Origin of the sequence: Roseovarius sp. (assembly GCF_040223625.1) — a bacterium.
Taxonomy (GTDB): domain Bacteria; phylum Pseudomonadota; class Alphaproteobacteria; order Rhodobacterales; family Rhodobacteraceae; genus Roseovarius.
Genome location: NZ_JAVKFX010000008.1, coordinates 127,284 through 141,234, shown reverse-complemented (window position 1 = coordinate 141,234; position 13,951 = coordinate 127,284). Strand labels below are relative to the sequence as shown.

General features: G+C 66.6%; 13 protein-coding genes. 5 read left to right on the top strand and 8 right to left on the bottom strand.

Annotation, left to right across the window (positions count from 1 at the left end; translation table 11 throughout):
• Positions 1-128: 128 nt before the first annotated feature.
• The 5 genes from RLN94_RS02675 (at position 129) to RLN94_RS02655 (ending at position 4,981) form a co-directional block, all read left to right on the top strand.
• Positions 129-1,694 carry an RdxA/RdxB/FixG family protein gene (locus tag RLN94_RS02675; protein WP_350130603.1) on the top strand — a complete coding sequence of 522 codons (1,566 nt, stop codon included), beginning with the start codon at positions 129-131 and terminating at the stop codon, positions 1,692-1,694.
• Positions 1,694-2,164 (top strand): FixH family protein, encoded by a 471-nt coding sequence (locus RLN94_RS02670; protein WP_350130602.1) that lies wholly within the window; start codon positions 1,694-1,696, stop codon positions 2,162-2,164. The genes RLN94_RS02675 and RLN94_RS02670 overlap by 1 nt, the downstream gene beginning before the upstream one ends.
• Before the next feature lie 109 nt (positions 2,165-2,273).
• Positions 2,274-4,457, top strand: coding sequence for a heavy metal translocating P-type ATPase (locus RLN94_RS02665; protein ID WP_350130601.1), 2,184 nt, complete (start codon positions 2,274-2,276; stop codon positions 4,455-4,457).
• 2 nt (positions 4,458-4,459) lie between these two features.
• Complete coding sequence (gene ccoS / locus RLN94_RS02660; RefSeq protein WP_300893740.1) at positions 4,460-4,618, top strand: cbb3-type cytochrome oxidase assembly protein CcoS; 159 nt, start codon at positions 4,460-4,462, stop codon at positions 4,616-4,618.
• Positions 4,619-4,627: 9 nt separating this feature from the next.
• On the top strand, positions 4,628-4,981 hold the full coding sequence (locus RLN94_RS02655) for a VOC family protein (RefSeq protein ID WP_350130600.1): 354 nt from the start codon (positions 4,628-4,630) through the stop codon (positions 4,979-4,981).
• A 13-nt stretch (positions 4,982-4,994) separates the two neighbouring features.
• Here the strand turns inward: RLN94_RS02655 and RLN94_RS02650 are convergent, their stop codons facing one another.
• From RLN94_RS02650 to RLN94_RS02615, 8 genes are all read right to left on the bottom strand, one after another.
• Positions 4,995-5,345 (bottom strand): hypothetical protein, encoded by a 351-nt coding sequence (locus RLN94_RS02650; RefSeq protein ID WP_350130599.1) that lies wholly within the window; start codon positions 5,343-5,345, stop codon positions 4,995-4,997.
• A 166-nt stretch (positions 5,346-5,511) separates the two neighbouring features.
• Positions 5,512-7,020 (bottom strand): D-alanyl-D-alanine carboxypeptidase family protein, encoded by a 1,509-nt coding sequence (locus RLN94_RS02645; protein WP_350130598.1) that lies wholly within the window; start codon positions 7,018-7,020, stop codon positions 5,512-5,514.
• A 270-nt stretch (positions 7,021-7,290) separates the two neighbouring features.
• Positions 7,291-8,283 (bottom strand): ABC transporter substrate-binding protein, encoded by a 993-nt coding sequence (locus RLN94_RS02640; RefSeq protein WP_350130597.1) that lies wholly within the window; start codon positions 8,281-8,283, stop codon positions 7,291-7,293.
• 30 nt (positions 8,284-8,313) lie between these two features.
• The gene (locus RLN94_RS02635) at positions 8,314-9,159 is read right to left on the bottom strand and encodes an ABC transporter permease (RefSeq protein WP_350130596.1); all 846 of its coding nucleotides are present in this window, start codon (positions 9,157-9,159) and stop codon (positions 8,314-8,316) included.
• On the bottom strand, positions 9,156-10,031 hold the full coding sequence (locus RLN94_RS02630; protein WP_350130595.1) for an ABC transporter permease: 876 nt from the start codon (positions 10,029-10,031) through the stop codon (positions 9,156-9,158). Before RLN94_RS02630 ends, RLN94_RS02635 begins: the two co-directional genes overlap by 4 nt.
• 234 nt (positions 10,032-10,265) lie before the next feature.
• Entirely contained in the window at positions 10,266-11,051 is a 786-nt protein-coding gene (locus tag RLN94_RS02625; protein ID WP_350130594.1) for an ABC transporter ATP-binding protein, read from the bottom strand.
• A 97-nt stretch (positions 11,052-11,148) separates the two neighbouring features.
• Positions 11,149-12,612, bottom strand: coding sequence for a dihydropyrimidinase (gene hydA, locus RLN94_RS02620; RefSeq protein WP_350158568.1), 1,464 nt, complete (start codon positions 12,610-12,612; stop codon positions 11,149-11,151).
• Between the two features lie 83 nt (positions 12,613-12,695).
• Positions 12,696-13,946, bottom strand: a complete 1,251-nt coding sequence (locus RLN94_RS02615; RefSeq protein WP_350130593.1) for a Zn-dependent hydrolase — start codon at positions 13,944-13,946, stop codon at positions 12,696-12,698.
• Positions 13,947-13,951 lie beyond the last annotated feature (5 nt).

Genomic DNA, 13,951 nt, shown 5'->3' with positions numbered 1-13,951 from the left:
GCGCGCATTCCGCGGGACGCGGGAATAGATCACTTTCAAAGTCAGAATTTGATGCAGGTCAAAGCCTGCGCGCGGCCGGTCTGGGACAAGACCGGGAAACCCCGCCACAAGCAGTGGAGTGATTCCCGTTGGCAAACTCCCCGCCGAGCGCACCGCCGAGCCTCTATGCCGCGCGCGAGCCCATCTTTCCGAAACGGGTCTACGGCACGTTCCGAAACCTGAAATGGGTGATCATGATCGTCACCCTCGGCATCTATTACCTGACCCCGTGGATCCGCTGGGACCGCGGGCCGGAACTGCCCGACCAGGCGGTCCTGGTCGACCTCGCGCATCGGCGGTTCTTCTTCTTCTGGATCGAGATCTGGCCGCACGAGTTCTATTTCGTGGCCGGGCTGCTGGTGATGGCGGGGCTGGGACTTTTCCTGTTCACCTCGGCGCTGGGCCGGGTCTGGTGCGGCTATGCCTGCCCCCAGACGGTGTGGACCGACCTTTTCATCCTTGTCGAGCGCTGGATCGAGGGCGACCGCAACGCCCGCCTGCGGCTGCACCGGCAGAAGAAGCTGGACCTTCGCAAGGTGCGGCTGCGGCTGACCAAGTGGGCGGCCTGGCTGCTGATCGCGGTGGCGACGGGCGGGGCCTGGGTGTTCTATTTCACCGACGCGCCGACGCTGCTGGTGGACCTGTTCACGCTTCAGGCGCACCCGATCGCCTATACGACCATCGCCATCCTGACCGGCACCACCTTCTTCTTCGGCGGCTTCGCGCGGGAGCAGATCTGTATCTATGCCTGCCCGTGGCCCCGCATCCAGGCGGCGATGATGGACGAAGACACGCTGACCGTGGGCTACCGCTACTGGCGGGGCGAGCCGCGCGGCAAGGGCAACGTGCGCCGGCGGAAGACCGAGGAAGCGATTGCGGCCGAGGCGGCCTCGCACGCCGCGGGAGAGACGGCGGGGGGCAGCTATGCACGGACGCCGGTGCCCAATAACGCGAGCGACATGGTGCCCGATGCGGCGGCGGCAGCCACCGGGCCGGGCGACTGCATCGACTGCATGGCCTGCGTGAATGTCTGCCCGATGGGGATCGACATTCGCGACGGGCAGCAGATGGAATGCATCACCTGCGCGCTGTGCATCGACGCCTGCGACGACATCATGGCCAAGATCGGCAAGCCGCGCGGCCTGATCGACTACATGGCGCTGACCGATGAACAGCGTGAGCGTGAGGGCCAGCCGCCCAAGCCGGTGATCCGGCATATCCTGCGGCCGCGGACGATCCTTTACACCTCGCTCTGGTCGCTGGTGGGCGTGGGGCTTCTGTTCGCGCTGTTCATCCGGTCCGAGATCGACATGACCGTGGCACCGGTGCGCAATCCGACCTTCGTGATGCTGTCGGACGGCTCGGTCCGCAACACCTACGAGGTGCGCCTGCGCAACAAGCATGGCGAGACGCGGCCCTTCCGCCTGTCGGTCGGGGGCGACGGGCCGATCCGGCTGGAACTTGAGGGGGCAGAGTCTGCGACGGTGGAAGTGGCGGCCAACGCCCAGCGGCTGCAGCGCGTCTACCTGATCGCGCCCGCCGGCTCGGAGGCGGCACAGGCCGAGCGCAGCGACGTGCGGCTGTGGGTCGAGGACGAGACCAACGGCGACCGGGTCTACAAGGACACCATCTTCAACGGAAAGGCGAACCAGTGATGACCGAGGAACGGATGACCGGGAAGCAGATCACCGGAAAGCACGTGCTGATCGGCTTTGTCCTGGCCTTCGGCGTGATCATCGGGGTGAACATCCTGCTGGCGGTCTCGGCGGTGCGGACCTTTCCGGGGCTGGAGGTGAAGAACTCCTACATCGCCAGCCAGACCTTCGACGACCGCAAGGCCGCGCAGGAGGCGCTTGGCTGGACCGTGGGGGCGCATCACCACGACGGTATCCTGACCCTGTCGATCACCGACGAGGCGGGGGCGCCGGTGCGGGTGGCCAAGCTGGATGCGACGGTGGGCCGGGCCACGAGCGTGGCGCAGGACGTGACGCCGGAATTCCGTTTTGACGGCGATGCCTACGTGGCGCCGGTGGAGCTGGGCGGCGGCAACTGGAACATCCGCATGGAGGCGATTGCCGGCGACGGCACGCCGTTCCAGCAGCGCGTCGTGCTGATCAAGGACTGACAGGGATGAAGGGAATATCGGCAATGGTGGTGACACGCGCCCCGGGCCTGACCCGTGGCCTTGCGGCTGGCGGGGAGGTCCCGGCGCGGGGGCCGGGACGGGGGGCGCAATGACCGCCACGATGCGCCCCTCCGCCTCGGCCTGTCCGGCCTGTTCGGCGGTGCCGGCGGCGGAGGCGCTGGCCGGTGCGGGGGCTCATGACGCGCAGATCGCGCTGAGCCTGCCGACGATCCATTGCTCGGCCTGCATCACCCGGATCGAGAAGGCACTGAACGCCGATCCGCGGGTGCATTCGGCCCGGGTGAACCTGACACTGAAGCGCGCCAGCATCCAAGCCGAAGGGGATGTCACCGCGCAGGAGATGAAGGCGCTGGTCGAGGCGCTGGGCTACGAGGCGCACGAGCTGGACCCCGGCACGCTGAACGCCACGTCCAACGACCGGGCGGGGCGCAACCTGCTGATGCGGCTGGCGGTGGCCGGGTTCGCCTCGATGAACGTGATGCTCTTGTCGGTGTCCGTCTGGTCCGGTGCCGAGGATGCGACGCGGGACATGTTCCACTGGATCTCCGCAGCCATCGCCCTGCCGACAATCGCCTTTTCCGGCCAGCCTTTCTTCGTGAACGCCTGGGCGGCGCTCAGGAAGCGGCAGCTCAACATGGATGTGCCGATCACGCTGGCGATCCTGCTGGCGGTGGTGACATCGCTGTGGGAAACGTCGCTGTCGGGGGAGCACGCCTATTTCGACGCGGCGCTGGCGCTGACCTTCTTTTTGCTGGCCGGGCGGTATCTCGATCACCGGACGCGGGCGATTGCCCGGTCGGCGGCGGAGGAGCTGACCGCGCTGGAGGTGCCGCGCGCGGTGCGGCTGCGCGGCGGGGTTGAGCAGACGGTGGCGGTGGCCGAGCTGGCCGTGGGCGACATGGTGCTGGTGCGGCCGGGCGGGCGGATGCCGGTGGATGGCGAGATTATCGAGGGCACGTCGGAGATCGACCGGTCGCTGTTGACCGGCGAGACGGTGCCGGTGTTCGCGGGTCAGGGGCAAGCCGTGTCGGCCGGCGAGGTGAACCTGACCGGCCCGCTGACGGTGCGGGCGACGGCGGTGGGCGCCGATACCTCGCTGCACCGGATGGCCGACCTTGTCGCCATCGCCGAGTCGGGCCGGTCGCGCTATACCTCACTCGCCGACAAGGCGGCGAAGCTCTACGCGCCGGGGGTGCATATCCTTGCCGGTCTGGCCTTCGTGGGCTGGTATCTTTACACCTTCGACCTCCGCACGGCGATCAACATCGCGGCGGCGGTGCTGATTATCACCTGCCCCTGTGCGCTGGGGCTGGCCGTTCCGGCGGTGACCACGGCGGCGAGCGGGCGGCTGTTCCGGCGCGGCATGCTGATCAAGCACGAGACGGCGCTGGAGCGGCTGGCCGAGGTCGACGCGGTGGTCTTCGACAAGACCGGCACGCTGACCGAGGGCACGCCGGAGCTGACGAACCTGGCCGATCTGAAACGGGCGGATGTGGAGCTGGCATTGGCGCTGGCGCAAGGCTCGTCGCATCCGCTGGCGCAGGCGATCACGCGGGCGGCAAGGGCGGCGGGCTTTGCCCCGGCGCGGGTGAGCGATGTCACCGAGGTGCCGGGTTACGGCACGAGGGCCACCTTCGACGGGCAGGAGGTGCGGCTGGGCCGGGCGAGCTGGACCGGGGCCGAGGGCATGGCGGTGACCGCAAGCTTCCTGCAACGGGGCGAGGGCGCGCCGGTGGGGTTCGTCTTCGCCGACCGGCTGCGCGCCGGGGCGGAGGCGGCCGTGGCGGAGCTGCAGGCGGCCGGCAAGCAGGTCTACCTGATGTCTGGCGACACCACCCCGGCGGTCGAGGCGCTGGCGCAGAGGCTGGGCATCGCGCGCTGGATGGCCGAGGCGCTTCCGGCGGACAAGGCCGCGCGGGTGCGGGCGATGACCGAAGAGGGGCACTGCGTGCTGATGGTGGGCGACGGGCTCAACGATACCGCGGCGCTGGCGGCGGCGCATGTGTCGATCTCGCCCGCCTCGGCGCTGGATGCCGCGCGGGTGGCCAGCGACATCGTGCTGCTGGGCGGTGACCTGTCGCCGATCCCCGCGGCCTGCGGAACGGCCAGTTCGGCCACCCGCCGCATCAGGGAGAATTTCCGCATCGCCACGGTCTACAACATCATCGCCGTGCCGCTGGCGGTGGCGGGGCTGTGCTCTCCGCTGATCGCGGCCTTGGCCATGTCGGCCTCGTCGATTACCGTGTCCCTGAACGCATTGCGCCTGAGGTAGCCATGACCATTCTCGCCTATCTCATCCCGATCTCGCTGATCATGGGCGGGCTGGGGCTGGCTTTCTTCATCTGGACGGTGAAGACCAACCAGTATGACGACCCCGAGGGCGACGCCCGGCGTATCCTGTCGGACGAGTATGACGACAAGCCCAAGCAATAGGGGAAGGCCATGACCGTCAAGCGGATCGTCGCCAACATCGCCACGGAACGCGTGGCGGAGGTACGGGCGTTCTATGCCGAGCTGCTGGGGCTGGAGGCGGCGATGGACATGGGCTGGATCGCGACGCTGGCCTCGGGCGCGCAGGCGCTGACGCAGGTGAGCATCATGTCGGAGGGCGGGTCGGGCACGCCGGTGCCGGATCTCTCGATCGAGGTGGAGGATGTGGATGCCATCCATGCAAGGGCGCGGGAGATGGGCTGCGACATCGCCTATGACCTGACGGACGAGCCGTGGGGCGTGCGGCGGTTCTACCTGCGCGACCCGGCGGGCAAGCTGGTCAACATCCTATCGCACGGATCATAGGGCAGGGGCCCGGTCACTCGCAGCTTTCGATCGCCTCGCCATGCGCCTCGCGCGCGGAGTTCATCCGCTCGAGCAGCTCCGCCTGGTCGGTGTCGTTCTGCCCCGCCACCGTTTCGATCGCCGCGTCCCACGCGGCCTCTTCCTCTTGGCCGTTGGCCTTGCCGTCGAGGTAGAGCACGCCGACGGCGTTGTACATGTCGGCGTCTTCCTCGCCGATCTCCTCGGCCAGGGCCTGGGTGGCGCATTGGCACTGGGCATCGTCGGTGCCGGTCTGGTCAAGGCACATGGCCGTCGTGTCGGCGGCGGCCGCGGGGCCGGACGTGGCCATCGCGAGGACGAGAATGAAGGGGAAACGTTTCAGCATGGCAACCTCCCAGCGGCATACAGCTGTAAGATAGAACGCCGGGGCGGAAAGCAAAGTTCCCGGACGCGGCGGTGGGGGCCGCGTCCGGGAGGTGCGCATTCCGGTTAGGGCAATGCGTGGTCTTCTCCGGTCCTTCGTAGGGGAGACCGGTTCGACCGACGGGGGGCTACCCCGTCGGCTCGATCATGAAACAGGTGATCTTCTTGGCCTGAAGCCGGCGACAGGCCAGTTCGGCCGTCTCGCGGGTCATGCCCATGAAATTGGCGTCGTAGCCGCTGTTGCGCTTGAGCACCTTGCGCAGGCTGCCGTCGAGCGTCGACATCTCGTTGAGCGCGATCTGCAGCAGCACCTTGCGGGCCTTGTACTGGCTCGGGTAGCGGCCCACGGTGATACCCCAGTGCCGCCCGCCGGAGGTTGAGACGCGCTCGACGATCTCCTGCTCGGGGTCGCCCCTGGGCGTGCCGACCTCGCGCGAGGCGAGGACGATGCTTTCGGGGCGCAGCTCGGGGGTGACATCCGGGTTCACGTCCAGCGCGGCGGTCAGCATCTCCGAGCCGGGCTCGGGCACGAGCTCGGCCTCTTCCGCCTCGGCGGTATTACGCTCGGGCTCGGTCTCGGGCTCTGCCAGCGCAACCTCCTGCGCGGCTAGGATCGCGTTCTCGATATCCGCCTTGTCGGCCACCAGCACCGGCGCCGGTTCCTCGGGCACGGGGCGCATGACCGGCCTCAGGCTGCTCTTGACCGCCGCGGCGCTGGCCAGCCGCACGACCTTGCCGACACCGCCGGGCACGTCGTCGCCGTTGATCTTGCCCATGTAGGGCGGCTTCGAGGGCTTGTTCAGGGCGACATGGGTCTTCGCCTCGGCAAAACCGAGGTCGAGCAATTCCGCAACCTTTGCGTTGCGCGTGGCGGTCGAGCGGCCGCCATAAACGGTGGCGATGATGCGCTTGCCGCCGCGCTCGGCGCTGGCGGTCAGGTTGAAGCCAGCGGCGCGGGTATAGCCCGTCTTGATCCCGTCGGCGCCCTTGTAGCTGCTCAGCAGCTTGCGGTTGGTATGGTAGACCTTGCGCACCCCCGCATCCGCCGTGATCCGCGAGAACAGGTTGTAATACTCGGGATAGTCGAAAAACAGGTGCCGCCCGAGGATCGTCATGTCGCGGGCGGTCGACTGGTGCCCGGATTCGGTCAGCCCGTGGGCGTTCTTGAAGGTGGTGTTCTTCATGCCGAGCGCCTTGGCGGTGCGGTTCATCCGCGCCGCGAACCGCGCCTCGGACCCCTCGATCGCCTCGCCAAGCGCGGTGGCCGCGTCATTGGCCGACTTCACGGCGGCTGCACGGATCAGGTAGCGCAGGCGAATGTTCTGCCCGGCGCGCAGGCCCAGCTTGCTGGGCGGCTCGCTGGCGGCGTGGCTGGATATCTTGACCTGGTCGTCGAGCCCGATCTCGCCGTTCTCGACGGCCTCGAACACGATGTACAGTGTCATCATCTTGGTGAGGGATGCCGGGTGAAGCCGCGTGTCCGCGTTGCGGGCATGCAGAACTTCGCCCGACCGGGCATCCATCACGAAGGCGGCGTAGGGGGCCGCCGCGGCGCTTAGGGGGACTATGACCATCATCCAGAGGGCGGCCAACGCCACAAGCCCCCACCGGACCGGCTGTTTGTTCCGGGCTCTCATGAACCTGCTCTTCTCTGCCTCGTCCCGCACTTTTGTCGGGTTTTTTGCTTTATACGTTAATTGGTAACACAAGGCGGAATTCGAATAAAGCCGTCATTTAAAAGAGTTATTCAAGCGCGGGAACACGCCGCCACAACATGTGGTGTGGCCCTGGCGCGCCGTCGCAACCCGTGCCAATGTGGCGGGAATGTGGCGAAGGGCTACCGCACAAAAAACAGGCCCTGAGCCGTTTCCGGCCAGGGCCTGTCGCGCGTGTTGCGGAATCACGCTTTAGTTGAGCGCCTCGTCGGTGATGGCATGGGTCCAGGCGTCGTCACCCGGATGCTCGGTGATCACCGGGGCTGAGCCGCCGGACAGCAGCGATTCGACCGTCCGCTCGAAATCGGCCGGGTCGAGCGCCCCGTTCGAGCCGGCGGTCAGCTTGGCGACCTCTTCCATCATCCGCTTCTGGTGCTTCTCGGTCTGGGCGCCGGTGGCGTCGTTGTCGAGCACGATCATCGCCGCCTCTTCCGGATTCTCCTCGGCCCATTTCCAGCCCTTCATCGAGGCCCGGACGAAGCGCACCATCTTGTCGGCGAACTCCGGATCCTCGAGGTTCTCGCCCAGCACGTAGAGCCCGTCTTCCAGCGTGGCGACACCCTGGTCCTCGTATTTGAAGACGACCAGCTCCTCGGGGGTGAGGCCCGCGTCGATGACCTGCCAGTACTCGTTATAGGTCATGGTCGAGATGCACGCCGCCTGGCCCTGAAGCAGCGGGTCGACGTTGAAGCCCTGCTTGAGCACGGTCACCCCGTCCTCGCCGCCCTCGGTGGGAATGCCGAGCTGGCTCATCCAGCTCAGGAACGGGTATTCGTTGCCGAAGAACCAGACGCCCAGCGTCTTGCCCTTGAAGTCTTCCGGGCCTTCGACGCCGGTATCCTTGCGGCAGGTCAGCATCATGCCCGAGCTCTTGAACGGCTGGGCGATGTTGACGAGGTCGAGCCCCTTCTCGCGGCTGGCCAGCGCCGAGGGCATCCAGTCGACGATCACGTCGGCGCCGCCGCCGGCGATCACCTGCGCCGGCGCGATGTCGGGGCCGCCCGGCTTGATCGTGACATCGAGGTCTTCCTCTTCGTAGAAGCCCTGGTCCTGGGCCACGTAATAGCCCGCGAACTGGGCCTGGGTGACCCATTTGAGCTGGATCGTGACCTCGTCGGCGGCCTGCGCCATCCCGGCGACAAGCCCCGCGGCCGCAAGGCCGATTGTGGTGGCGAGTTTCTTCATTGTTGTCGTCTCCCTTGTTGTGGTTTCCGGTTATGCCCGGCCCCTTTGTGATGGGTGCCAGAATGTCATTGCCTTCTCGATCAGCGCAACCCCGCCGTAGAAGCCCGAGCCCGCCAGCGCGGCGACCACGATCTCGGCCCAGACGAGATCCATCGAGAGCTGCCCGACCGAGGTCGAGATGCGAAAGCCCATGCCCTTGATCGGCGAGCCGAAGAACTCGGCCACGATGGCCCCGATCAGCGCCAGCGTGGTGGCGATCTTGAGCCCGTTGAAGATGAACGGCATGGCGGCGGGAAGGCGCAGCTTGAACAACGTCTGCCAATAGCTTGCGCCATAGGTGCGCATCAGGTCGCGCTGCATCGCGTCGGTGTCCTGCAGGCCCTGCACGGTGTTCACCAGCATCGGGAAGAACACCATCACCACGACGACTGCCGCCTTCGACTGCCAGTCGAAGCCGAACCACATCACCAGGATCGGCGCGGTGCCGACGATGGGCAGGGCAGCCACGAAATTGCCCACCGGCAGCAGCCCGCGCTTGAGGAAGGGCGAGCGGTCGATGGCGATGGCCAGCAGCACGGCGGCCCCGCAGCCGAGGATATAGCCGGTCAGTGCGCCCTTGATGGCGGTCTGCACGAAATCCTGCCACAGGATGCCGGTGGAGGCGGCGAAACGCGCGGCGATCTGGGTCGGCGCGGGCAAAAGCACGGTCGGGATGTCGAACCCCCGCACGATACATTCCCAGACCACGATCACGGTCACCCCGAAGATCACCGGCACGGCCAACCGGGTGAAGCGGGTGCGCGGCCGGTGCGACAGCACGTGGTTGAGCCACCACCCCAGCGCCCACGCGGCGAGACCTGCAATCACCCACATCATTCCGCCATCCCCATCCGCTTGAGCGTGATCCGCTGCATCAGCCCGATGAGCCCCACCAGAACGGCGGCCAGCGTCGCCGCCATGATCAGCGCGCTCCATATCTGGATGGTCTGGCCATAATAGCTGCCGGTCAGCAGCCGCGCGCCGAGGCCGGCCACCGCGCCGGTGGGCAGCTCGCCCACGATGGCACCGACAAGGCTCGCCGCCATGGCGATCTTGAGCGAGGTGAAGAGATAGGGCATCGACGAGGGCAGGCGCAGCTTCCAGAAGGTCTGCGACGACGAGGCGTTCCACGTGCGCATCTGGTCAAGCTGCATCGGCCCGGGGCTGCGCAAGCCCTTCACCATACCGACCACAACCGGGAAGAAGCTGAGATACATCGAGATCATCGCCTTGGGCAGCAGCCCCGAAATGCCCACCGCGTTCAGCACCACGATGATCATCGGCGCGATGGCGAGGATCGGGATGGTCTGGCTGGCGATCACCCATGGCATGACGCTCATGTCCATCGTCCGGTTGTAGACGATCCCCACCGCCAGCGCGATGCCCAGCCCCGTGCCCAGCAGGAACCCCAGCATGGTCGAGGAGAAGGTGACCCACGCGTGATAGATCAGCGACCGCTTGGAAAAGGCGCGGCCGTCCCTGACCATCTCGCCGGTGGTGTTCCAGATTTCCACCGCCACCTGGTGCGGCGCGGGCAGCTTGGGCTTGTCCTGGCTCCAGGTGTCGGCCACCAGTTCGGAGAACCCCAGCGTGACGTCGGCCCGCTTGGCCTTGTCATAGGCCCATGGGGCGTTCAGCACGACCGCCGCCCCGTACCACAGGGTGAAGATCACGGCGACCACGGTCAGGACAGGCACGGCATTCCGCATCAGCTTGCCCCCGCCCGGTGTTTCATCTTTCCACAAATACTCGAGTCGCTCCGCCTGCCGAGAGCGGGGATATTGAGTATTTTTAGAAAGATGAAAGGATTTGGTGCTCTACTGGTAAAGCGGTACAGGCTGGAGAGCCGATGACCGCGAAAGGTGAAAGTCCTCCGCCCCGTCAAAAGGGCGGGGGCACCCCGGCAAACGGCGACGCCGCCCGCAAGGGCGGAGGAGCGGGCGCTACTCGTCATAGCTGTGCCCCGCGCGCAGACCGTCGCGGACGCGGTGCGCGACTTCGAGGAATTCCGGCGTGTCGCGGATGTCGAGCGGGCGCTCCTTGGGCAGGGGGCTTTCGATCACGTCGGTGATCCGGCCCGGGCGCGGCGACATGACGACGATGCGCGTGGACAGGTAGACCGCCTCGGGGATCGAGTGGGTGACGAAGCAGATCGTCTTTTCCGTCCGCTCCCAGAGCTGCAGAAGCTGCTCGTTGAGGTGGTCGCGCACGATCTCGTCCAGCGCGCCGAAGGGCTCGTCCATCAGCAGGATATCGGCGTCGAAGGCCAGCGCCCGCGCGATCGAGGCGCGTTGCTGCATCCCGCCCGACAATTGCCAGGGATATTTCTTCTCGAACCCGGCCAGATCGACCAGTTCCAGCACCTCGCCGATGCGCCGGTCCTGCTCGGACTTGCCGTAGCCCATGATCTCCAGCGGCAGGCGGATGTTGCCGCCGATGGTGCGCCACGGGTAAAGCCCCGCCGCCTGGAAGACATAGCCATAGGCCCGCGCCATCCGGGCCTCGGCAGCGCTGACGCCGTTGACGGTGATCGTGCCGCCGGTGGGATGCTCGAGATCGGCCATGCAGCGCAGGAAGGTGGTCTTGCCACAGCCCGAGGGCCCGATGAAGGAGACGAAATCGCCCTTCCGGACGTCCAGCGTCACGTCCTTGAGCGCGTGAACCGGCCCGTCATTTGTCTCGAAGGTCAGCGAGAGGTTCTCTGCGCTGATGACCGAATTTCCCGTCACGTATTTTCCCCCGCTTGCCTGGGGCGGATTGCGCCCATGCTGGCCCGGTGTTGTCAATGGGCCGCCCCCGCCCGCTGGCGGGACCGGCCGGTTCGTCTCAGATCCCCGCCGGAATATTCATCGGGTCCCGGTGGATCTGCTTCGGCGCCGTCAGCTCCTTCCACTTCGACAGCGCGGCATGCGCCGAGGGGAAGGCCGGGCGGGGCACGAAACGGCCGCGGCCGGGCTGCGGCTGCGAGTTCTGGCCCCAGGCCCAGATCACCTCGCCGCGCGAGATGGTGTAGCGGGCGTTGGCCGTCACCTCGAACCCCTCGAAGACGTTGTAATCGAGGATCGAATGGTGATTGGCCGCCGAGATGGTCTTGGAAATCTTCGGGTCCCAGACCACGATATCGGCATCCGCCCCTTCCACGATCGCCCCCTTCTTGGGGTAGATGTTGAGGATCTTGGCGACGTTGGTCGAGGTCACCGCCACGAACTCCTGCGGCGTCAGGCGCCCGGTTTCCACGCCCTTGGTCCAGAGCACCGAGAGCCGTTCCTCCAGCCCGTTCGAGCCGTTGGGGATCTTGGTGAAATCGTTCACACCCATCCGCTTCTGCTCGGTCGAGAAGGCGGCGTGGTCGGTCGCGACCACCTGCAGGGACCCGGCGGACAGCCCGTTCCACAGCCCGTCCTGGTTCTCCTTGTCGCGGAACGGGGGCGACATGACGCGGCGCGCGGCATGATCCCAGTCCTTGTTGAAATACTCGCTCTCGTCCAGCGTCAGGAACTGGATCAGCGGCTCGCCATAGACCCGCATCCCCTTCTGCCGCGCGCGGCGGATGGCTTCATGCGCCTGCTCGCAGCTCACGTGCACGATATAGAGCGGCACGCCCGCCGCATCGGCGATCATGATCGCGCGGTTGGCGGCCTCGCCTTCCACTTCGGGCGGGCGCGAATAGGCGTGGCCCTCGGGCCCGGTGATGCCCTGTTCCAGCATCTGCTGCTGGAGGTCGGCGACGATATCGCCGTTCTCGGCATGTACCATCGGCAGCGCGCCGAGTTCGCGGCAGCGCTTGAACGAGGCGAACATCTCGTCATCCTCGATCATCAGCGCGCCCTTGTAGGCCATGAAATGCTTGAACGAGTTGACGCCCATGTCCACGGCGTCCTTCATCTCGTTGAAGATGGTCTCGTTCCAGCCGGTCACCGCGATGTGGTAGCCGATGTCGCTGCAGATCTGCGGCCCCGACTTGCGGTGCCACTCGTTGATCGCGTTCTTGAGCGAGCCATCGGCGCCCGGCAGGCAGAAATCGACCAGCATGGTCGTCCCGCCACAGGCCGCGGCCCAGGTGCCCGTCTCGAAGGTCTCGGCGGCGGTGGTGCCCATGAAGGGCATTTCCAGGTGCGTATGCGGGTCGATGCCGCCGGGGATGACATAGGCGCCCTCGGCGTCGATATACTCGTCGCCCGAGAGGTCCTCGCCGATCTGCTTGATCGTTTCGCCCTCGATCAGGACGTCGGCCTTCCACGTCCGGTCTGCCGTGCAGACGGTGCCGTTCTTGATGACTTTGGTGGTCATTGTCTAACTCCCTGGTTTGTCCCGCAGAGTATCTGCCTTCTTCTTGGGCAAAATATCCCGGGGGTTTGGGGGCTGGCCCCCAATTACTCCACGATCTCCGCCGTCTCCACGACGGCATGCATCAGCACGTCCGCCCCCGCCGTGGCCCAGTCCTTCGATATCTCCTCGGCCTCGTTATGCGACAGCCCGTCGACGCAGGGGCACATCACCATGGCCGTGGGCGCCACGCGGTTGATCCAGCAGGCGTCGTGCCCGGCGCCCGAGACGAGGTTGCGGTGGGAATAGCCCAGCCGTTCGGCGGCGTTGCGGATGGCGGTCACGCAGCCCTCGTCGAATTCCACCGGGTCGAACCCGCCCGCCTTCTCGAACTCCACCTCGCAGCCCATGTCGGCGCAGATCTTCTTCGCGCCCTCCTTCATCCGGGCCACCATGTCCTCGATCACGTCAAGCTGGGGCGAGCGGAAATCGACGGTGAAGACCGCCTTGCCGGGGATCACGTTGCGCGAGTTGGGGTGGATCTCGATATGCCCTGCCGCGCCCACGGCGTCGGGCGCGTGCGACAGGGCGATCTCCTCGACCAGTTCCAGCACGCGGGCCATGGCGAGCCCGGCATTCTTCCGCATCGGCATGGGGGTCGAGCCGGTATGGGCATCCTTGCCGGTGATCGTCACCTGCGTCCACGAAAGGCCCTGCCCGTGGGTGACGACGCCGATATCCTTTTCCTCCGCCTCGAGGATCGGGCCCTGTTCGATATGCAGCTCGAAGAAGGCGTGCATCTTGCGGTCGCCCACCTTTTCCTCGCCCTTCCAGCCGATCCGTTCCAGCTCGTCGCCGAAGCTCTTGCCCTCGGCATCCTTGCGCCCGTAGGCAAATTCCTGCGTGTGCATGCCGGCGAACACGCCCGAGGACAGCATGGCGGGCGCGAACCGCGTGCCTTCCTCGTTGGTCCAGTTGGTCACCACGATCGGGTGTTTCGTCTTGATATTCAGGTCGTTCAGGGTGCGGACCAGTTCCAGCCCGGCCAGCACGCCAAGTACGCCGTCATACTTGCCGCCCGTGGGCTGGGTGTCGAGGTGAGAGCCCACGTAGACCGGCAGCGCGTCGGGGTCTGTGCCCTCGCGCCGGGCGAACATGTTGCCCATTTCATCGAGCCCCATGGAACAGCCCGCCGCCTCGCACCATGTCTGGAACAGGGCGCGCCCTTCGGCATCCGCGTCGGTCAGGGTCTGTCGGTTGTTGCCGCCCGCCACGCCGGGGCCGATTTTGGCCATCTCCATCAGGCTGTCCCAGAGCCGGTCGCCGTTGATCTTCAGGTTTTCGCCCGGTGCCGCCATGGCAT

Bases quoted from the DNA above. Each gene is read 5' to 3' on its own strand.
- RLN94_RS02670 (WP_350130602.1), top strand. From the start codon at position 1,694: ATGACCGAGGAACGGATGACCGGGAAGCAGATCACCGGAAAGCACGTG.
- RLN94_RS02665 (WP_350130601.1), top strand. From the start codon at position 2,274: ATGACCGCCACGATGCGCCCCTCCGCCTCGGCCTGTCCGGCCTGTTCG.
- ccoS (WP_300893740.1), top strand. From the start codon at position 4,460: ATGACCATTCTCGCCTATCTCATCCCGATCTCGCTGATCATGGGCGGG.
- RLN94_RS02655 (WP_350130600.1), top strand. From the start codon at position 4,628: ATGACCGTCAAGCGGATCGTCGCCAACATCGCCACGGAACGCGTGGCG.
- RLN94_RS02650 (WP_350130599.1), bottom strand. From the start codon at position 5,345: ATGCTGAAACGTTTCCCCTTCATTCTCGTCCTCGCGATGGCCACGTCC.
- RLN94_RS02645 (WP_350130598.1), bottom strand. From the start codon at position 7,020: ATGAGAGCCCGGAACAAACAGCCGGTCCGGTGGGGGCTTGTGGCGTTG.
- RLN94_RS02640 (WP_350130597.1), bottom strand. From the start codon at position 8,283: ATGAAGAAACTCGCCACCACAATCGGCCTTGCGGCCGCGGGGCTTGTC.
- RLN94_RS02635 (WP_350130596.1), bottom strand. From the start codon at position 9,159: ATGATGTGGGTGATTGCAGGTCTCGCCGCGTGGGCGCTGGGGTGGTGG.
- RLN94_RS02630 (WP_350130595.1), bottom strand. From the start codon at position 10,031: ATGCGGAATGCCGTGCCTGTCCTGACCGTGGTCGCCGTGATCTTCACC.
- hydA (WP_350158568.1), bottom strand. From the start codon at position 12,612: ATGACCACCAAAGTCATCAAGAACGGCACCGTCTGCACGGCAGACCGG.
- RLN94_RS02615 (WP_350130593.1), bottom strand. From the start codon at position 13,946: ATGGCGGCACCGGGCGAAAACCTGAAGATCAACGGCGACCGGCTCTGG.